Annotated in this window: 19 protein-coding genes; 7 read left to right on the top strand and 12 right to left on the bottom strand. The window is 44.4% G+C overall.

Annotation, left to right across the window (positions count from 1 at the left end; all coding sequences use genetic code 11):
• Positions 1-297 precede the first annotated feature (297 nt).
• The gene (locus R7Z50_RS02670; RefSeq protein WP_054577832.1) at positions 298-915 is read left to right on the top strand and encodes an HAD family hydrolase; all 618 of its coding nucleotides are present in this window, start codon (positions 298-300) and stop codon (positions 913-915) included.
• Positions 916-1004: 89 nt separating this feature from the next.
• On the opposite strand, the gene R7Z50_RS02665 is transcribed toward R7Z50_RS02670, so the two are convergent.
• Positions 1005-1553, bottom strand: a complete 549-nt coding sequence (locus R7Z50_RS02665) for a GNAT family N-acetyltransferase (protein ID WP_005376525.1) — start codon at positions 1551-1553, stop codon at positions 1005-1007.
• Between the two features lie 271 nt (positions 1554-1824).
• Between R7Z50_RS02665 and R7Z50_RS02660 the strand changes: the two genes are divergently transcribed.
• A complete protein-coding gene (locus R7Z50_RS02660; protein WP_005376527.1) occupies positions 1825-2949 on the top strand; it encodes an acyl-CoA desaturase in 1125 nt (374 codons plus the stop codon).
• 359 nt (positions 2950-3308) lie between these two features.
• Positions 3309-4676: an anaerobic C4-dicarboxylate transporter DcuC gene (gene dcuC, locus R7Z50_RS02655; protein ID WP_005376528.1), complete on the top strand. Its 1368-nt coding sequence runs from the start codon at positions 3309-3311 to the stop codon at positions 4674-4676.
• 103 nt (positions 4677-4779) lie between these two features.
• On the opposite strand, the gene R7Z50_RS02650 is transcribed toward dcuC, so the two are convergent.
• Complete coding sequence (locus R7Z50_RS02650) at positions 4780-5136, bottom strand: hypothetical protein (protein WP_005376535.1); 357 nt, start codon at positions 5134-5136, stop codon at positions 4780-4782.
• A 577-nt stretch (positions 5137-5713) separates the two neighbouring features.
• On the opposite strand from R7Z50_RS02650, the gene R7Z50_RS02645 reads away from it, so the two are divergent.
• The 4 genes from R7Z50_RS02645 (at position 5714) to R7Z50_RS02630 (ending at position 9789) form a co-directional block, all read left to right on the top strand.
• Positions 5714-6946 carry an OFA family MFS transporter gene (locus R7Z50_RS02645; RefSeq protein WP_017635352.1) on the top strand — a complete coding sequence of 411 codons (1233 nt, stop codon included), beginning with the start codon at positions 5714-5716 and terminating at the stop codon, positions 6944-6946.
• Positions 6947-7013: 67 nt separating this feature from the next.
• Positions 7014-8627 (top strand): VRR-NUC domain-containing protein, encoded by a 1614-nt coding sequence (locus tag R7Z50_RS02640; RefSeq protein ID WP_206969607.1) that lies wholly within the window; start codon positions 7014-7016, stop codon positions 8625-8627.
• A 163-nt stretch (positions 8628-8790) separates the two neighbouring features.
• Positions 8791-9438 (top strand): AcfA family outer membrane beta-barrel protein, encoded by a 648-nt coding sequence (locus R7Z50_RS02635; RefSeq protein WP_318148849.1) that lies wholly within the window; start codon positions 8791-8793, stop codon positions 9436-9438.
• A gap of 15 nt (positions 9439-9453) precedes the next feature.
• Positions 9454-9789, top strand: coding sequence for a YgiW/YdeI family stress tolerance OB fold protein (locus R7Z50_RS02630; protein WP_130546257.1), 336 nt, complete (start codon positions 9454-9456; stop codon positions 9787-9789).
• An 81-nt stretch (positions 9790-9870) separates the two neighbouring features.
• On the opposite strand, the gene yegS is transcribed toward R7Z50_RS02630, so the two are convergent.
• From yegS to R7Z50_RS02580, 10 genes are all read right to left on the bottom strand, one after another.
• Entirely contained in the window at positions 9871-10773 is a 903-nt protein-coding gene (gene yegS / locus R7Z50_RS02625) for a lipid kinase YegS (RefSeq protein ID WP_318148848.1), read from the bottom strand.
• 8 nt (positions 10774-10781) lie between these two features.
• Positions 10782-11687: a LysR family transcriptional regulator gene (locus R7Z50_RS02620; RefSeq protein WP_053349403.1), complete on the bottom strand. Its 906-nt coding sequence runs from the start codon at positions 11685-11687 to the stop codon at positions 10782-10784.
• Positions 11688-11859: 172 nt separating this feature from the next.
• Positions 11860-12285: a bifunctional diaminohydroxyphosphoribosylaminopyrimidine deaminase/5-amino-6-(5-phosphoribosylamino)uracil reductase RibD gene (locus R7Z50_RS02615; RefSeq protein ID WP_005376542.1), complete on the bottom strand. Its 426-nt coding sequence runs from the start codon at positions 12283-12285 to the stop codon at positions 11860-11862.
• A gap of 49 nt (positions 12286-12334) precedes the next feature.
• The gene (locus R7Z50_RS02610) at positions 12335-13636 is read right to left on the bottom strand and encodes a BatD family protein (protein ID WP_065275243.1); all 1302 of its coding nucleotides are present in this window, start codon (positions 13634-13636) and stop codon (positions 12335-12337) included.
• On the bottom strand, positions 13633-15363 hold the full coding sequence (locus R7Z50_RS02605; RefSeq protein WP_065275242.1) for a VWA domain-containing protein: 1731 nt from the start codon (positions 15361-15363) through the stop codon (positions 13633-13635). Before R7Z50_RS02605 ends, R7Z50_RS02610 begins: the two co-directional genes overlap by 4 nt.
• Positions 15356-16426, bottom strand: coding sequence for a vWA domain-containing protein (locus tag R7Z50_RS02600; RefSeq protein ID WP_065275241.1), 1071 nt, complete (start codon positions 16424-16426; stop codon positions 15356-15358). Before R7Z50_RS02600 ends, R7Z50_RS02605 begins: the two co-directional genes overlap by 8 nt.
• Entirely contained in the window at positions 16419-16997 is a 579-nt protein-coding gene (locus tag R7Z50_RS02595) for a DUF4381 domain-containing protein (RefSeq protein WP_017635361.1), read from the bottom strand. The genes R7Z50_RS02600 and R7Z50_RS02595 overlap by 8 nt, the downstream gene beginning before the upstream one ends.
• Positions 16998-17960, bottom strand: a complete 963-nt coding sequence (locus R7Z50_RS02590; protein WP_053349173.1) for a DUF58 domain-containing protein — start codon at positions 17958-17960, stop codon at positions 16998-17000. It abuts the gene before it with no gap.
• 12 nt (positions 17961-17972) lie between these two features.
• On the bottom strand, positions 17973-18956 hold the full coding sequence (locus tag R7Z50_RS02585; RefSeq protein ID WP_005376549.1) for an AAA family ATPase: 984 nt from the start codon (positions 18954-18956) through the stop codon (positions 17973-17975).
• Between the two features lie 85 nt (positions 18957-19041).
• Positions 19042-20343, bottom strand: a complete 1302-nt coding sequence (locus R7Z50_RS02580) for an anaerobic sulfatase maturase (protein WP_053303500.1) — start codon at positions 20341-20343, stop codon at positions 19042-19044.
• Positions 20344-20380: the final 37 nt, after the last annotated feature.

Genomic DNA, 20380 nt, shown 5'->3' with positions numbered 1-20380 from the left:
TTATTAACTAATTATATATTAATCATCATTTATAAGCAGCGCGAAATGACGTAAACAGCTCGCAATACTTATCTTTAGTTTCAATCTTTTAAGACAGCTACACTTGATTTACAACCAAATAAACAAAGTTGCATATAGTTTAGTGCAATTTTGCGATAATCGCTCTGTATCCAATTGGATGTTAATCTCATTTTGTGTAAGAAACTTAAGTCGCGCCTTTGGCACGACTTTCCAACGATTCAAAAACAGCACTCACCGCATATAGCGTGGTGAAGAACAATTGGCTTGGGGTGTGTTATGAATTCTGTCCAGATAAAAAATGTCATTTTTGATGTAGGTAATGTGTTGGTACGCTGGTCTCCAGTAGAAATCGTTCGCTTAACATTTGGTGGTTCCGTAGAATCAGAGAAAATGGCTCAGATGCTATTTTCATCACAAATCTGGAAAGATTTAAATAAAGGGACGATCTCCGAAAGGGAAGCAAAACAGCGTTATCAACGTGAACACCAAGTAACGACGGAAGAAATGGACCGCTTCTTTTATTATGTAAAACACACTCAAATACTACTTTACGGCAGTATAGAGCTGTTAAAACGAGTAAAAAGTGCCAGATATGGCGTATATGCGCTCACAGACAACATCAACGAAATTGTGGAACATCTTCGTACTACCTATGAGTTTTGGCCACTGTTTGATGGAGCAATCATCTCTTCTGAAGTTCAATTACTAAAACCACAAGCGGAGATCTACCAAACTCTACTTTCAAATTATCAGCTTAACCCCGAAGAGACAGTATTTATTGATGACATGCCTTACAATGTTGAAGGTGCCCGAGCAGTTGGCATGGCTGCTATTCAGTTTGAAAATGCTCAGCAATGTGAGCTCGAACTAAAAGCCATGGGGGTTAACTTCTAGAAAGCTTTTAATAAAACATAACGTTAGGGTGCATAAACAAAAAAGAGCAGTGTTGAGACTGCTCTTATCTAATGTTTTAGAACGCTAGGTTAGGAGTAAATCACGTTTTCCTCAATCCCACTAACTAATGACTGGGCGTTCTTCCAACGGAATACTTTTTCTAACACCTCTTTGCCATCAGGTGCGCGCCAAGTTCGCTCTTGATCCTCTTGTCCACCAATGTGGCGATAGAATTCAATCGCAGAAATGTTTTGCGACACAACTTCTAAATAAAGACCTGTGTCTTTAAAGTACTGCTGTTGCCATTCTGCGACAGCAAGTAATAGCTGCTTACCAATCCCACGACCACGGTAACTGTCATCAACATGCAATGCGTCAATAAAGGTTCCACGCTCGAAATCATGGTTGCCGAACACACAAACAAAGCCAAGTAGCAAACCTCCCTCCTCCGCCAAGACAATGTGCTGATTGAATGGTGGGTTGGTCAAACGGGTTTGCCAAATCAGTAGTTTGTCGTCAATCGCTTCTTTCTCAAGATAGTTATCACTAAGAATGCCACGGTAATGACGCTTCCAGCTATCCGCATGAAGATGTGCAATGCGCTCGTAGTCCTTATATTCCGCTAATCGTAAATCCATTACGTATTCCTATTTTCTTACATTTTTGCTTCTTTATAGAGTCTCGGTATATTCCACCTTTATAACACTTGTTTCTTGGCAGATTTTATACACCTTAAGCCAGAGCTCATTTTTTAATACTACTCATTATTCAATTAAAAGCAAAATATCCCATCAAGTTCCTTAATCTACACCCAAAGGAATAGTCACATTTGTCTAACTTTAATTTGACTTACATGTGTACGCTGATATTCTGGCGAACAGTTGTTAGCTCAAAGTTAGGGATACACCTGTGACTCAAAACAAACCACCTGTTATCTGGTTGAATACATTAATATTTTCTGCCAGTTTTGTTCTGACTTTTATTGTAATGCCTTGGTATGCATATCATTTTGGACTGGGTTGGGAACATCTAATTTGGGGAGTGATTGCATTTAGTTTTACTAACCTTTCTATTACAGCAGGCTATCATCGTCTCTGGAGCCACAAAACATACGAAGCTCATCCTATTTTGCGCGCCATTTTTGCGATTGGAGGAGCATTTTCTTTGCAAAATAGTGCATTACATTGGTCTTCTGATCATCGTGTGCATCACAAACATGTCGACAATAACGATAAAGATCCGTACTCAGCCAAGCGGGGTTTTTGGTATTCTCACATTGGGTGGATGTTACGTGATTACAATAAATCAAAGGAAAACGAATATACAAACTGCCGTGACCTAAAGCGCGACAAAATCGTCATGTGGCAGCATAAGTATTATGTTCCACTTGCCCTACTGACTAATATTGGTTTCCCAGTCATACTAGGACTGATCTACGGTGATATCTGGGGGATGTTATTGGTCGTTGGTGCAGCTCGACTCTTTATGAGTCACCATACAACTTTTTTCATTAACTCCCTCGCACATATTTGGGGTAAGCAAACTTTCACAGACAAAAACACTGCTCGCGATAATGGTGTACTCGCCTTTTTCACATTTGGAGAGGGTTACCATAATTTCCATCATATTTTCGAGAATGACTATCGCAATGGCGTGTATTGGTGGCATTACGACCCAACGAAGTGGTTGATAAAGTCATGTTCTTGGCTAGGACTCACATCTAAGTTGCGCACAACGCCTACATTTAGAATTGAAAAAGCCCGTGCGAGTCAACTTTTGAAGAAAGCAAGAGAAAAGCTAGAATCGAAACCGAACACGCAAACAATCCTCGATCAGCTACAGCACGAGTTTGATACTTTAGTTCATCACATGCAGGAATACTACGAGATGCGCAAAGAAGTACTCGGTGCCAAAACTGCCAGTGTGGTAAAAAAATACGAATGTTCTGTAACGAAAATGAAGTACCAGCAAATTAAAGCAGAGTTCGAACGGCAGCAACGTAGTTGGAACCTTATGGTTCGTCGATACGCATAGTTTATCCTCATTCTTACGATTACTTAGCTTCGCTTCGGCGAAGCTTTTTTGTTGTGAAGAGTGTTTTCCAATAATTGCTTACTGAGTAAAGTCTTTTTCCTATTGTGAATCAATTCACTCTTTATTCATTCACTTTCCTAGTCATATTTTCCTTCCTATAAATAGCTTCAAACCAGCACGTAACACTTAGAAAACCAAATTCCAACAATACAATCTAACGAAATTATTTATTAAATTATTATTTGTCTCAGATCATGCAAGCCCCATATTTGTCTCGTGCCACAGCTAAGAATTCTGTAAATTCCTTGTCATAAACTGAAACAGTTTCTTTCTTTTTTACATAACATTCGGAGATCCCTATGTTAGAGCTCTTAATTGGCTTAGTGGTTACCATTGCGGTGGGTTACTTTATTGTCAAAGGCTATAAAGCTGCGGGCGTGTTACTGACCGCTGGTATTGCTTTACTTCTTATGACTGGCGTTTTGGGGCACGACGTGCTGCCGTCAAAAATCACCTCAACTGGTAACATGGTGACAGATGCGCTTGAATACGTGAAATACATGCTTCAATACCGCGGTGGCGGTCTTGGTATGCAAATCATGCTGCTTTGTGGTTTTGCGTCATACATGACTCATATCGGCGCGAACAACGTGGTAGTGAAACAGTTCTCTAAACCGCTTTCTGTCATCAAGTCTCCTTACGTCCTTTTGGTAGCGGCTTACATTGTGGCGTGTTTAATGTCTCTTGCGGTAAGTTCTGCAACAGGCCTTGGCGTACTATTAATGGCGACATTATTCCCAATGATGGTCGCGATGGGCATTTCTCGTCCAGCAGCCGTTGCAGTGTGTGCCTCTCCAGCGGCAATCATCCTTTCTCCGACTTCTGGTGATGTTGTTATCGCAGCAGAAAAGTCTGGTTTAGAGCTTGATGTGTTTGCGGTACAAACTGTGTTGCCTGTTTCTATTTGCGCAATCATCGTCATGGCAGCGGCAGCGTTCTTCTGGAACAAATACTTAGATAAGAAAGAAAATACACCAATGGAAAAAATTGATGTATCAGAGATCAAAGCTGACGCGCCAGCGTTTTATGCAGCTCTTCCATTTCTACCTATCATCGGCGTTTTCCTATTCAACGGTCGTACCATTCCAGGACTTAGTCTAGACATCTACACTATTGTGGTTGGTTCGATTTTCCTTGGAGCTCTGATCCATTATGTTGTAAATAAGTTCGATGGTAAGAAATCACTAGAAGATTTAGATTCTTGTTACGCAGGCATGGCTGACGCGTTCAAAGGCGTTGTGATGCTTTTGGTTGCCGCAGGGGTTTTTGCACAAGGTCTGATGTCTATCGGTGCTATCGATAACCTACTTCATCTAGCAGATAATGCTGGTGCAGGCGGCGTTGCTTTAATGCTTATTCTAACTGCATTGACAGTTGCAGCAGCAATTGCAACGGGTTCGGGTAACGCGCCTTTTTATGCGTTCGTGGAGTTAGCACCATCTTTGGCTGCGAAAATGGGACTAAACCCTGCTTTCCTAATTATCCCGATGCTTCAAGCATCAAACCTAGGCCGTACTATCTCACCAGTATCTGGCGTAATCGTTGCGACATCAGGTATGGCAAACATCAGCCCGTTTGAGGTTGTAAAACGCACATCCGTTCCAGTTCTAGCAGGCCTTATCACGGTGATTATTGGTACTATGGTGCTTGTTCCAATGAGTGCCTAACGGTATTGCCACGATCAAACTAAAAGCAATATCCGAACAAAATTACGTTTAATTAAAAACGCCAGCAAATGTGCTGGCGTTTTTTTTATTCTAATGTGTTGATTTACGCTGACTTAAATCGGTCAGGAATCTTAGTGATGCTCTCTCTGTAGCTAAACCATAAGTAGGTAACGGCAAGCGAAAAGAATAAATATGAAAGTGCGAATACGATTGGAGACGTGATTAATTCCGCGGACATTCCCCACATCACACCGACTACGGTTATCGTCAACTTAGAAAGCATACCGCAAATGAGTAGGAATAAAGCAAGCTGTGGAAAGCGCGAGCTGCGAAATGCGAAGAAATAACAGCTACCTACCGCTAAAGAAGCAATAGATAAGCCCAACATAAATGAATGGATGTGGTCTGCTGATGCGATACCAGCGGATACCGAAGCCATGAGTAATAGGAACAGTTTCATAAGTCACCTCACAACAAATCTAAAAAGCATCCCTTCATAAATGAAAACTCATTTTTCACTATATTCTGCGCCTAAAATCAGCAATTACAAGTTACTTTTTTGCTCACTTAATGTACATAAAAGCTAATCAGCTTCAATTATTACAAAAGGTTAACAATTAAAAATTAGGAAACCCTTTGCATCTGATACTTACGACAGTCAGATGATAAATTCGCCATTTTTTGTTACAGATGGTTAACATGGAAACATTTAGAAATTTTTTATTTGAAATGTGAACTGTGCACTCAACAGCGTAAAACCTCTCTCTCTTGACTCATCATTCGTTATTAGCGAACAAAAAACATCACTTTTTTACAACGTTCTTACTACATACAAAACCATGAATTCACATCCACTTTTAATGTTGCAAATTATTTTATCAGTAACCGTAAAAAGAGATTCCAATCACATATTTATTGGTTATAATCCGCGCTCATTGCGTTAAACGTTGAAAAACGCAAACTAATTTTGAGAAAAAACATCTTTAAACCAACCTTCTTTGCGGCATTGCCAATAAGAGGAAAAACTGAGAATAAAAATGAGCAAGATTGATAAAGCTATGCGCATCCTGTTAGCAGGGTTCTGTATCAACCTTTGTCTTGGCATCCTGTATGCTTGGAGTGTATTCAACAAGGCACTGGTAACTGAATCAGGCTGGAGTGCTGCAGAAGCTTCTGCACCTTACGCAACTGCAACCATCACTTTCTCTATCTGTCTTCTTATTGCAGGTATTCTTCAAGACCGCATGGGCCCTCGAATGATCCTTATCCTAGGTACTGTTCTTACAGGTCTGGGCATGATCGCGTCTGGCTTTGTTGACACTCCACTCATGCTGAACATTACCTTCGGTGTGATCACAGGTGCAGGTATCGGTTTTGGTTACGCATGCCTATCACCTTCTGCGATGAAGTGGTTCCACGCTTCGAAGAAAGGTATGGTTAACGGCATTATTGCGGCAGGTTTTGGTCTAGCGGCTATTTACCTTGCGCCAGTAACTTCTGCGCTAATAGACAGCATGGGCATTCAAACTAGCTTTATGGTTCTTGGTGTTGGTATCCTAGCGATTGCGGTTCCTCTTGCAGCAACCATCAACAACCCACCAGCAGACTACACACCTGCGGAGCCTAAAGTAAAAGAAGGCCAAGCACCTAAAGCGGTGAAAAAGTCAGATGACTTAACTTGGAAAGCAATGTTGAAAACACCACAGTTCTACTCTCTATGGATCATGTACGCGTTTGCAGCTTCTGTTGGTCTAATGATCATTGGTAACATCACGACAATCGCAAGCGTTCAAGCAAACTTGCCAAACGCGGTTTACCTAGCGTCTATTCTTGCTGTATTTAACTCTGGCGGTCGTGTTGCCGCGGGTATGCTTGCAGATAAAATCGGCGGTGTTCGTACGCTTCTACTCGCGTTCGTTCTACAAGGCGTAAACATGGTGCTGTTCGCGACGTTCGACTCTGAGTTTACACTGATCATCGGTACAGCAATCGCAGCGGTAGGTTACGGCACACTTCTAGCGGTATTCCCTACTCTAACGGCTGAGTTCTACGGTCTGAAAAACTACGGCACTAACTACGGCGTGCTTTACACAGCATGGGGTATCGGTGGTGCAATCGGCGCAGCGGTTGTTGGTTTCTCGATGACAAATGGCGACGGCTACACCTTGGCTTACACAATTTCTTCAGCAATGATGGCAGTATGTATCGTACTAGCGTTCATCACTAAGCCATTGTCTGAAGCGAAAGTAGCACAGCTAAAAAACGCATAATTGCGAATTGATTTGATAGCGAAAAGGCTTAACCTATGGGTTAAGCCTTTTTTGTTATCGGTCGTTTATGGAAAGCCCTATCGAACTTGCACCAGACTACTATCTAGAGAACTTCTTCAAGCTGACTCATCACGCAATAACTTGGTACAGCGATTTACTGGCCAAGGAAGAACACGCATGGCTTTGCTCGTTTGATTCTTTGAGCAAACACGCCCAGTGCCTTTTGGTGCGTTTATACAGCCGAAAGGGATGTTGGTTTCGAAGTGATAAGCTGAGTTATCAAGAAATACCTTCTATCAATGAAGCACTGGCAGAATTGAGTCAGCATGAGTTTGTAGCCCTTTCCCCACCCCTTTCTCATCAAGAGTTAGCGGCTAATTTACTGACCAAACCAGAAATCTCCACGCTTTATCCCGAACTGCCGAAATCACTCAAGAAAGACGCCCTTGTCGAACATTTGAGTAATACGGAATTTGATCGTATAGAGCGGCTTGAGTTTACGATCGTCAAACTCAATTCTGCTCATATGATCGACGTGTTACTCACTCTGTTTTTTGCCAACACCCATCAAGACTTAAGTCAGTTTGTGCTTGATGACTTAGGTTTGCATCAGTTCGAGCAATATCAATTGAGTAAAGTGCGCCGTTTCTTTGATTCACGTGAGCAAATAGACCGCTTAATTGAACTGAGCCAGTTGGCCAACCTGTACTGGCAATTTGACCGAAAAGACAAAGCCAATCTCGACTTATTAATTGAGGCAATGCCTCAGCCGGTTAAACACCGTTACGTAGATCGTAAACGCGAGCACATGTTGAATGACATAGCACGTGATTACGAACGGCTTAATGATCTAGAGACCGCCCTATCTCTATTTGGCCAAACTCAACTCACACCGAGCCGAGAACGACGCGCACGTATCTATGACAAATTAAACCATGATGATTTATTTTGTGACATTGTCACAGATATGCTTAACTCACCGATCGATGTGTCTGAGCTCGAAGTTGCACAAAAACTTGAGCAACGGTTAAAACGAAAACAAGGCGAGAAAGTGCCAAGAGTGACGAAGCCAACCTGTACGGAATACCGCCTTGAACTGGATTTATCTCAACAGAGAGTCGAACTCGCCAGCAAAGCGTATTTTGAGTCCTTAGGCTGGACAGTATTTTACACCGAAAATGCACTGCTTAATGCATTACTTGGTCTCACTTTTTGGGATGCGATTTTCGCTCCCATCGAAGGCGCATTCATCAATGCCTATCAACATCGTCCTCTGGATTTGTACCATTCTGATTTTGTTACCAAGCGCCAAGCTTTGATAGATGCGGCGTTTGACGAATTGGAAACGGGTAACACTCATACGTTATTGACAAAGTACGATGAGAAGTTTGGTATCAGCAATCCATTTGTGCATTGGAGCTTAATAAGTAAAGAACTACTCGAAACAGCACTCGATACAATCCCAACTAACATGTTGATGGCGCTATTTAAAATACAATTGAGTGACCTAAAGCTTTACCGCAATGGGATGCCTGATCTGATTGCTTTTAAAGGAAACGAGTTCGAATGGATTGAAGTAAAAGGGCCGGGCGATAAACTCCAAGACAACCAATGGCGTTGGATTAAAGAGTTTACTCGCCTTAATGTGCCATTTGCGGTGTGTTACGTCGCCGCAAGTTAACTCTCTTTATATAAAGAGCTTGGCGCATATTCATTAAAACAATTTCTTTTTTACCGCACCTTGCTCTTTTTCTGAAATATTTTTGTTTCTTCACGATCACTTCACGCTTCATCACACACAATGCGCTTCTACTCATTAAGTTGATTTGAAGAGGCAAATAAAAATGAACAAAACCATTCTTGCGTTACTCGTTACCTGCTCAGTTTCGGTATCTGCGGCTCCTTATGTAGGTCTGGAATATGGACTAGGCACCACTGACCATGACTTGGAACCTCACTTTTCATCTGAAAATGTAACACTTAACCCAGAACTTGAGGATGGTATTTTCTCAGGATTTATCGGTTACTCGTTTAATGACAATTGGGCAATTGAGCTAGGTTACAGCCAGTTTGACCTTGATGACGGCCGTTCTAAGAACCTTGGTATCAAGACAATTGATGGCAAAGATTACCATCATGAAATGGATTGGGATTCCTCTATCACAGCCAAACAAGTCTCGCTAGCACCAGTGTTTAGCTATGCATTAAGTGATAAATGGACAACAAAATTCAAAGCGGGTTTAACTTACACGCAATACGACGCCAAGGTTGCTCAACATCAAGAATATGAGCTTGTCGCGAATGACGATGTGGAAATAAGCAACACGCTTTTCCATAGCTCGAAGAAAAGCAACGAGTTAGGCGCAATGTTCTCTGTGGGCGCGGAATACCAAGTGTTGCCAAAGCTCACCATTGGCGCAAACGCTAAATACCAACTAGGCAGCTACGCAAACACTGCATCCTTTAACGTAGGCACAGCTTATTACTTCTAATATAAGGAGATGACAATGAAAAGAGTATTGTTAACATCCATGCTTGCCCTACTTTCAAGCTCGGCTTTCGCCGCGTTTAATGGTCCAGAAGTCAGTGCAATCAATACGGTGAAAGAGGCGCGCAACGCAACCGACGACAGCGCTGTAGTGCTAACCGGGCATATTGTTCAATCATTTGGTAACGAGACTTACTTGTTCAAAGACAACACTGGTGAGATCGAAGTAGAGATCGACAACGAAGATTGGATGGGTCAAGAAGTGACACCAAAAGATACCGTAATGATTCGAGGAGAGGTTGACGCAGATTGGACAACTACGCAGATAGACGTTGAGACAATTCAAAAACGTTAAGAAGCTGACTGATACCTCAACACAAATAACACAGCCACATTTTAGTGGCTGTGTTACGCAATAATCATGGAAAACGCTCGTTTAGCTAGTCAAGCAAGGACAATCTTGCGGTACGACTAATCGTATACTCTTAGGCTGAACATCAAATCTAATGGTTCTCGAACGATAAGGTTCTCCATCTAAATTAAGAGGTAATGGATTCGGGAAGTCTATCTCCAACCAGCTTGCTCTTGTGTACTTCACAAACTCTCCTTTCTCACTCGGGTTATTGATCTCGTCGATTACTTTAGGCAGCTCATGAGGTAAAAATGGGCGCACCAATGTTAGATCCATCAGCCCATCATTAATCATCGCTTTTGGAGCTAACTCTTGCCCACCTCCAGCAAGGCGCCCATTACAAAACGCACCGAGCAACATTTCTCCCTGATACGCACCACCTTCAATCGTTATTGTTCCGTCATATGGTTTAAAGCCAAGTGCTTTTACAACACCAGTTAGCGTGTAAGCTCCGCCGCCAAGAAAGTTTTTGAGTTCAACAGGCGTTTCTGCTGTAACTTCTGCGCCAAACCCTGCTGTTGCCACGTTAATAAAGCAGCGATCGTTCGCTTTGACGCAATCGACCAAAGCGGACTGCCCCTCAACAGCAAGAGATAAAGACGCCTTAATGGAATTAGGTACTTGAATAGCGGTAGCAAAGTCATTGGCGGTACCAAGGGGAATAATGGCTAACTCAGGGCGTTTTTCTTCGTCAATTTGAATAACCGCAGAAGCCGCCTCATTGACGGTCCCATCGCCACCAGCGACAACAATACGTTCAATGCCTTCATCAACCGCTTCTTTCACTAGCCGCGGCATGTCTTGAGATTCCCACGTCACACGCACCTGCACGTCGATGCCTTTGTCTCTCATTTTCATGATTGCATCTCTTAACTCTGGATTCCCAGCTTTTTTTCCGTTAAGGATGGCACGTATTGTCTTTTTCATTGCACTTCCTATTGGTTGATGACTTTTCCTGCTTGCTTAATCTGTGAACGCAACCACTGATGGGCGCTGTCGTTTGTGCGACTAGGATGCCAGATTGTACAAAGCTCATACATTTGTTCATCAAATGGCATTGATAAAGATTTAACATGATAGGTGTTATTGAACAAGTTGATCATCGACTCTGGCATTAAACCAATGTATTCACTACCACAAATAATTGGGAGCATTTCTAATACGCCTGAGGCTCGATACTTAATCTTTCTCTTATCCAAGTCGACAATGTCATCGGCGTTTAACAAGCTCTTACGACTCTGCCACTGCGAAACCACTACGTGTTCTTCTTCAAAAAATTGTTCAGCCGTAATCTCGTCATTCAGGCGTGGATGCGTTTCGCTACATACCACCACCAAACGCTCCGTAAGTACAGTTTCCAGTTTTAGCACCGTTCTTGCTCTTGGTGTGATATCAATGATCAAATCGTATCGTTGTAACCGCAGATCACTTTCAAAATCTTCCGTAAAAAGCGGATGTACTTCTAATGCAACATTTGGCGCCGACACACGGATTTGTTTCATGACTTGAGGTAGCAACTCAAAACTTGCAACGGACACACAGGCAATAGAAAACACTCTATTCGACACTTTAGGGTCAAACTCACTAGAGGCCGATAATGTCGAAGTGAAATTTTGTACTGAAGCTAGAAGAGCAGGATAAATATCCATCGCAAACGAGGTAGGCTCGACACCTTTAACGCAACGATGAAACAATGGATCATCGTAGATATCACGTAGCCTTGCTAGCGCTTTACTCACCGCAGGCTGGGTGATGTTTAAACGCGCCGCCGCCCGAGACAAGTTACGCTCTTCATAGATGGCAGTGAAAATGGGAATAAGATTAAGGTCGGTCGGTTTCATGCTATTAAATTTTTCAAAAGTCACTTTCTCTATTTTAATCTAACAGCATGATCCTTCACGTAGCCAAGTGCAATAAATGGGCGGTATCGCTTGTTTTAATGAGTTTTAACTCAATTTTGACGCACTTCATTCACCACATAAACTGGCACCATAGTGCAACGTAAAGCTTGACTTAGGCTTTGCCTAGGTAAGGGGTAAGAAACTCGCTGACTTCCTCGCCGCATAAACCAGTTTCTACCTCTATACCTGCTTGTTTTAGAATCTCGATACCTCGACCACTGTTGCGTGGGTCGGGGTCCAATATGGCTACGACGACTTTGCTTATGCCGGATTTGACTAATGTCACCGCGCAAGCTGGCGTGCGACCAACAAACGAACACGGTTCCAGCGTAACGTATGCCGTCACCGATTCTAACGAGCCTTGATACGCATTCAGCGCTTCCACTTCCGCGTGATTGCCACCAATCGCTTGAGTATGACCTTCAGAAACGATTTGATTGTCTTTCACTAACACACAGCCAACCGGCGGGTTGGGTTGACATTCAGGAAGCGCATTTTTGGACACTTCCAATGCGCGGCGCATAAACTCTTGGCTCATTTGAACTCTATTCTCTAATAAAAACGAGGCGCTATATTAGCGCCCCGTTTTATTCATTGCCATCTCTTCCAATGACTTTGTCCAGTTCTGGTAACGCTCGCGGAATACGGAATTTAAAGCGTTTTTGTTTGGTCTGGACTTTGCGCCACATCGACTTCAGTAAATGAGCGCTATTTTCACCATTTTGCATTCGCGACGCACTTTTTTGCCACGATTCACTCGTATCGGCTTTGGTCATTTCTAGCTCGGCCGTATTTAAACGCAATTGTTTGTACAATATGGTCCTTGCTTCAGACCAACGTTTAGCCTTTAACAAACGGTGGAACGTCAGCCATGCTGGTGTCGGTCTGTTGCGGTAGTAACGTTTAATGGCTACCAATGAAATAATCACAAAACCCAGAAATACAAGCGTGGATACAATCCATGCAAAGTACGTTTTGATGAAGGATTTCAACGTGTGCTTCGCAGCAAATGTTTTGCCCTCTAACATCACCGTTTCCACTTGCTGAGTCTTACTGTTCCACCAACGAAACTCATAATCAGGCAGGGTTAATTCACCACCTTGTTGAATCACGTACACGCTCTCTTCTGTGCGTGTTGACTGGTAATCACCACGTGTTTGCGTATCTGTCAAACGGTGGGGTTGAGGATACGCTTGATAACGGGTTGTTGATTCTCCTTTCAACAAGTCTGGTAGCAATACAGATAGTGAATCTTGAGCCGAAATGGTGATTTTACGCGTGATTGCATCCCCAACTTTGAGTGACTCAGTGGAGGTATCCCACTCTTGCTTTACCTCTACATCTGTTGCAGAAAACCAAGGTGTCTCACCACTCAGCAGGCCCGATGGCAAGGCGGTTTTGAACTTAATCGGCTGCGTGTAAAGTGTGCCTGACACCTTCTCGCCGTCCGGCGCAGACACCTGAACGCCCACTGCGACAGGTGGAATCACAAAATCACCAGAAGCTTGAGGATACAAAGTCACTTCCCAGCGTTGACGCGACCAAGTTTGCCCCTCTTTTTGCTCAGTAAAGTTGGTTGCTAGTTGATTACGCTGTTTGGCGATAACATTGGGCATTTCAATATTGCCAATTCTCGTACCCCCCGTAAACCAACGCGGCGTTGCCACTTCGATGGTTAAAATAACTTGCTCATTGACGCTAAAGCTTGGTGTTTTACGCTTCTCTCCAGCCGTTGGTTGTTGACCAACCCACGCTTGTAACTCTACACCATGCTCTCGTTGAACGTCACGAATATCTTGAGCTAACACACTACTGCTCAGGAGGAAACCGAAACAGATAACTACCCACAAGGGTAAAGCAAAGGGCGTAAAACGGTGGCTTTTCATCATTGCACCGCCTCCTCTGTATTTTCGCTCGCAGTAGAGGTTGATTCTCCGGTTTCTATTGAACGCAATTGAATCTGAAACTTCGCATTTAAGAAGTATTTAGGATCCGCTTCGACTCGCTTTAACCATTTGTCGGCTAATTCTTGGCTACCTATGATGTCGTCTGCATTTAACGTCTCTTTAATCATCAACTCCGCTGACGTTTTTTCATCCGCCCCTTCTGCGGTTTGAGGGTTATCGCCTAGCTCGGTTGATGCTTCTTGCTCTGTTCCTGCCTGACTCTCACTCATCCGGTTGATGTCCTCTACAATACCACCAATCACTTTCAAGTTATGCTCAACATCCGGTCTTAGCCTCTCGCTCAACGTTGGCTTGTTGGCTAGGGATTTTAACAAGTCACGTGCAGCCAAATATTCACGCTGACGCGCCAATGCACTCGCCGCATTATAAAGACCGTAATCTCGAACCTCTTCGGACGGGTCGTTTTGCATTTCCAAAAACGCACTGTGGGCGAGTTCAAACTCGCTAGCGTAGTAGTACGCCGTGCCTTTGCGTAATGGATTGACAAAGTGTTTCGCGGCTTCTAAATACGCTTGTTTGTTAAACAAACGCTGTCCTTGTTGGTCTGGCGTTAGCCACAAATCCCACCACCATTGCGCTACCTTGTCGAAAGCCGTCACTTTTTGCACAACTTGTGGCTGCTCGGCTTTAACAGAAATGTTCTCCGCCAACGCACTGGTTGGCATCAATAACGTGCCGCTCACCATTACAATCACGCACCACTGCACTAACCACCCTTTTCTAAACCACAGCATCATGATCAGCGCGATTGGGAACAGAAGCTGATATCCCATGTCTTTCCAAGGCATTGAAGATTCGCCATTAAGCTGCATATTGCGCTCAACGTATCGATTCAGTTGCTCGATATCACTATTATCGACGGTCACTTCCACCAATCGACCGTTAGTCTGACTAGCCAGTTTTTGTAGAGAATCCAAATCCATTGGGTTGTTACTCACAATGTCAGCATTCCCTGCCGCAAGAATTAACAGTTGATAAGGTTTGCCCGAGAAATACGCTTGGTATTGCTCAATCGTGGCCGGGTTCACGCCGTCACTCACCAACAGAACAGTGGAGCCTGGTTGACCTTGCAATTGTTGGTCAATTAACGGCAATGCTTTTTCGGCAAGCTTACCTTGCACGGGCATAATTTCTGGCGTAATGGCCGCCAAAAACGGGTCAAATACTTTGCTGTCTTGAGTTATAGGCATCGCGACATGAGCACTGCCCGCGAACACGACTAAACCCGTTTTTCCGCCTTTTCGCGCGGCTAGCAAATCGCGTATTTTCTGTTTGGAACGCTCAAGGCGGCTTGGTGGGAGATCTTTTTGCAGCATCGAGTCGCTGTTATCAAGCACCACAAGCATAGAGGCTTTATCTTCGCCAAAGGGGGAAGATTCACGTTGCCACGTTGGGCCTGCACAAATCACAATGGCGATGAACACAATCAGCATCAAGAGCTTAAGCGGCAGTTGCTTACGCCAGCCTCGCTCACCTATCGTCAAAGCATTGCGTAAATGTTCGGGCAGAATATCCTTCCAGCTTGGCTTGCTTTCTTCTCGCCAGCGTAACCACACCAAGAAAAACATGGGGACCAAAGCCAGTAACCACAGTGGTCGAATAAAATGAAACTGCGTAAAGAATTGCGTCCAACTAAGAGAATCAAACATCGCTCTCTCCTAATGATGATCGTGTAACAGCCCTTCTTTTGAGTGTTGCGACGCTGAACGCGAGCAAATGCATGATGACCACTAACGCCATCAAATAATGATGAAGGCTTTGTTTTGGGCGGTATGTAGTGCTTTCGTAAAGTTGAGGTTCCAGTTTGCCAATTTCGTCGTAGGCAGCCGATAGTTCATCACGGTTGAGTGCTTCAAACGCTTCACCGCCGGATTCTTTCGCAATGCGATGAATTGTGTCCATATCCAACGCGGTTTCACCTATCGTTTCCGGATCACCCATCGCAATCACGTGCACTCTCACGCCTTTGGCTTTCGCAACTTTCGCCGCATCAATCGGTTCAACAAAACTGCCCGTGTCGTTACCATCGGTTAATACAATCGCGACTTTTTCACGGTTTTGATCTTGTTCTAAAGCACCACGCGACTTATCGCTTTGCTCAAAAACTTTAATCGCTAAGCCAATCGCATCACCAAGATGGGTACTCTGCCCTGCCATTGCCACATCGGTTTGGTTAAGCAGTTCGAGCCACACTTTTTGGTCTGCGGTAAATGGCGTTTGCACGAAAGCAGCATCACCAAAAAGCACCAAGCCTAATCGGTCACCTTTACGAGACTGAACAAACTCCGACAGCACTTCTTTTGCCGCATCAAGACGAGAAATTTTTTCGCCTGTACGTGAGGTGAAATCTGGCTCGGCCATGGAGCCCGAAAGATCCACCACCACCATCACATCGCGCCCTAAACTCTCGCGAACTTGAGGCTCGCCTAATACGGTGGGTTTTGCCATCGCACACACCACCAAAAGCCATGAGAGAATTAACGTTGCTCGTTGCCACCAACTCGGGATCAACTGGCTTGCACCTTCTGATGGCGTCTCGCCAATCGCTTCCACCAGCTGACTAAAAAACGGCACTTTGATCGCCATTTGCTTAGTGCGATATGCAGGCACCAAGTAGTACACCACCAACGGCAAGGGCAAAACCAGAAACCACATTGGGTGAGCAAATTCAAAACCAGACAAACCAGTTATCGATGCAAGAAGATCATTCATGTTGACCTCCCTGATGTGCTTTGCGTTTCAATCGTGGTGATTTATTTGCCGCGCTTTTTTGAGCATCACAACGGTGCTCACTCACCCAGTTTTTCGCACGAGCAATAAGCGTTACTCGCTCTTCGTTGGTTAGCGTAACGCTTGGGTCAACAATACTTTGTAGCCAGCACTTTGAAAGCTCATCGTTAAAAACCATTTGCGAGTTTGCTTGAGAGTCTCTGGTTTGCGGATACAGCGCATCGAGCTTGCGCAGAAAGGCGGTATCAAACAATTTCGCGTTGCGACTATCAATATGAATCAGCACTATTTTAAGCACAGAGAACAATACTTTTGGCATGTCTTTGTCGCTCGGGTTGATTTGCGAAATCGCCAGTAGAGCTTCTTTTCGGTAACGATTATGCCACCATTGCCGAGCCAAGCGATATGCGAAATATACCAATGCAATGAACGCAACCGCCGCTAAAATTTTCCAGCCAATAGTTTGCGGGTACCAACTCACGCTAGATGGTACGGCCACATCATGCAGCTCTCTGAGTATGTAGGTACTTGGAGGTGTAGGAAGATCACTCATTTAACGCCCTCCTACCAGTTTTTGGAATTGTTTAATGTGCTCACCTGTCGTATCGAGTTCGATGTGCGGAAGGTGTTTCATCGCCATAAGTTGAGAGAGTGATTGACGCTGTAAGCTAGTTCGAGCCTCAAGCTTTGCGCTCGCAGCTTCTACCTTTGCTTTGCTGTCTAAATTGAGTTGATACTGCCCGTCACCAACCACCCATTTCGATTTTGCCAAATCGTCTGGTAGCGCTTGTTCTAATGGGTCACTGACCATCACTGCAAGAACATCGTTGTGCTGTTGTAGCTGTTTAAGGTGATCAAGGTGGTGCTCCTCGCAGTCGCTCCAGTCGCTGATAAAAATCAAAGTGGATTGCTTGAGCTTCATGCGTTTAATAAGCTCAATCCATTTACTGAACGTTACTTTTTCGGAATTGCAGGAGTCCACATTGAGCGATTGATTGGCTTTAGCGAGACGTTTAAGTTGCGCCAGAAGATCGTTTTGCGAACGCTGTGCCTTGCTGTGAAACAACGCCTGCGGGGATGCGATGACAAAACCGACTCGGTCGCCATCTTTTAATACTCGCCACCCACACATCGCTGCGATCTCTGCCGCGACAACTGATTTCATTACTTGCGTCGAAGCAAAAAACATTGTGCTTCTCTGGTCGACACACACGATTACGTTGCGATCTTTTTCTTCTGTATAGCTGCGCACGTGCGGCTTACCTGTACGCATCGTAACTTTCCAATCAAGGTTACGAATATCGTCACCCAATTGGTAATGGCGCAGCTCTTCGAAGTTCAATCCACGACCGCGAAACAACGAATTGTGTCGGCCAGAGAGTACGCTACCCGCTTTTAGATGAGGAAGTAAACTGAATGATTCTGCTTGTGCTTGCAGACGTACTAAACGAGCATAATCGCAGTACAAACGGGGATCCATCCCCTGTGATTTTGGCGCAAGAGTTGGCTTAGCCATAATGCCTCCCACTTACCCAATTTCTACACAGTCTAGCAGCTCTTGTACGACTCGTTGATGATCGACCCCATCTGCCAGTGCATCGTAGGTCAAAGAAAAACGGTGGCCCAATACAGACGGAACCATGGCACGCACATCGTCAGGAGTAACGTGGTCACGTCCTTGCATCCACGCATACGCACGAGCGCATTTGTCGAGTGCGATAGAAGCACGAGGACTAGAGCCAATCTCAATCCATTTTGCTAAGTTTGAATCGGCATAACGCTCTGGCTTACGAGTCGCCATCACTAACGCAACGATGTAGTTTTCCACTAGGTCTGATACCACGATGTTTGGTAACTGACGACGCGCTTCTAGCACCACGTCTGGCTCGATGTGTTTTGGCGTAATAATTTCGCTGCTGGTTTCCGCACCCAATTCTTCACTGCGCACCAAACGAATGATGTCACGTTCTGCGTCATCTTCTGGATAATCGACGGTAACCTTCATGATAAAGCGGTCCATTTGCGCTTCTGGCAGTGGGTACGTGCCCTCTTGCTCTACTGGGTTTTGCGTTGCAAGCACCATAAATAAGTCTGGCAATACGTGAGTTTTATCGCCTACTGTGATTGTGCCTTCGGCCATGGCTTCAAGCAGTGCCGCTTGTACTTTGGCAGGTGCACGGTTGACCTCATCAGCAAGTACAATGCTGTTAAAAATGGGCCCAGGTTGAAAGTGGAGTTGCGGCTTACCATCCAGCTCTTGATAAACCTCAGTACCCGTCACGTCAGATGGTAAAAGATCCGGCGTAAACTGGATTCGACCAAAACTGGTGTTTAACAAGTTCGCCAACGATTTTACGGAACGTGTTTTTGCCGTTCCCGGTAAACCTTCTAGCAGAATATGCCCATTTGTTAATAACCCGATGACTAAAGCTCGAACCACATGGCTTTGTCCAATGACGCTTTTTTCTGTTTGTTCGATGAGTTCTTTTATCGCTTGTTGTGCGTGGTTCATAGGATACCTTTTCAATGGTTTAAGCCGTCTTTTCGATAGTTAAGTATAAGAACAAATGAAATAACTTAAGGTTATATTCACTATGTTATCTTTGCGGTTCTTGAGATTGGAGAAGTTGTGCAAGACCAACCAACATCGGTAACGCATAATCAAAGAACATTTTGATTCCCGAACACAAATAGTTTAGACCACTCTCACCATTCGGCGTTTTGATCAAACGGTTTTTTGGGCACTCACCCCAACAATAAGGCAAGTAAGGGCATTGCTTACAATACGTCGGCAATGAATCGCGTTTTGCCATGCCAAAAGTATATTGTCTTGTAGAGAAGGCCATTTCATTCAGTGAGTGTTCATGAATGTTGGCGAGTTTGTATTCTGGATACACATAGTGGTCGCAACTGAACACGTCGCCATTGTGCTCAATCGCCAACCCTTTGCCACAAAACTCCGCCGTCACGCAAAGCTGAGACGGTTTCCCCATTACTTGCGCCACCGCGGTTTCAAACAGATTAACCAGCACACGGCCAAGATCGTTATTCACCCACTCTTCAAAGGTCGCCATTAAAAAGCGTCCCCAGTCTTCAGGATCGACTGACCAATCCGTTACAATCGACATTGGATGCCCCGGTTTAGCCAGATCACTGCCTTTGGTTGGGATCATCTGTTCGTTCCAAAACTGCGGCGCGGTTGTTTGGAAGTTGTTGGCTTCTACCACCGGCGCAAACTGAATATAAGTCACACCCAATTCTTGGGTTAAAAATCGATATACTTCGAGCGGGTATTTCGCATTGTGACGATTCACCGTGACCAACGCGTTGAATTTCACGCCATGCGCTTTGAGCTTATCTACCGCTTTCATCACGAGATCAAACGTTGGCTTACCGCTGCGGGTTTTGCGATATTTGTCGTGCAGCTCTCGTGGTCCATCAATCGACAAGCCAACTAGGAAGTTGTGCTCTTTTAAAAACGCACACCACTCATCGTTTAGCAAAATGCCGTTGGTCTGAAGATCGTTTTCAATGCGAACGCCTTTCGGCTGATGTTTCTTTTGCAAAGCTACGACATTGCGGAAATAGTCCAACCCAAGCAGCGTCGGCTCCCCGCCCTGCCATGAGAATACAATTTCTTCGCCATCCTGACTTTCGATATAGCTTTTCACGAACGCTTCCAGTGTTGCGTCGTCCATTTTTGGCTGCTTTTCTTGGTGCAGTAGATTTTCTTTATGCAGATAAAAGCAGTACTGACAATCGATGTTGCACTTTGCTCCGCCTGGCTTTGCCATCACATGGAATCGACGGTCATACGCGCCCAGAACCGGCGCTTTAGACGCCGTTTTAAGAGGAACAATAGGCATAGTAGTAGAATGGCGAGGGGAAATCTTACTCATACGTTTCTCACTATTACATATACCCAAATAACCTCCT

The organism is Vibrio sp. 1249-1, assembly GCF_033340495.1.
The sequence above is the reverse complement of the archived record's forward strand: the minus strand, read 5'-3'. Positions and strand labels throughout refer to the sequence as shown.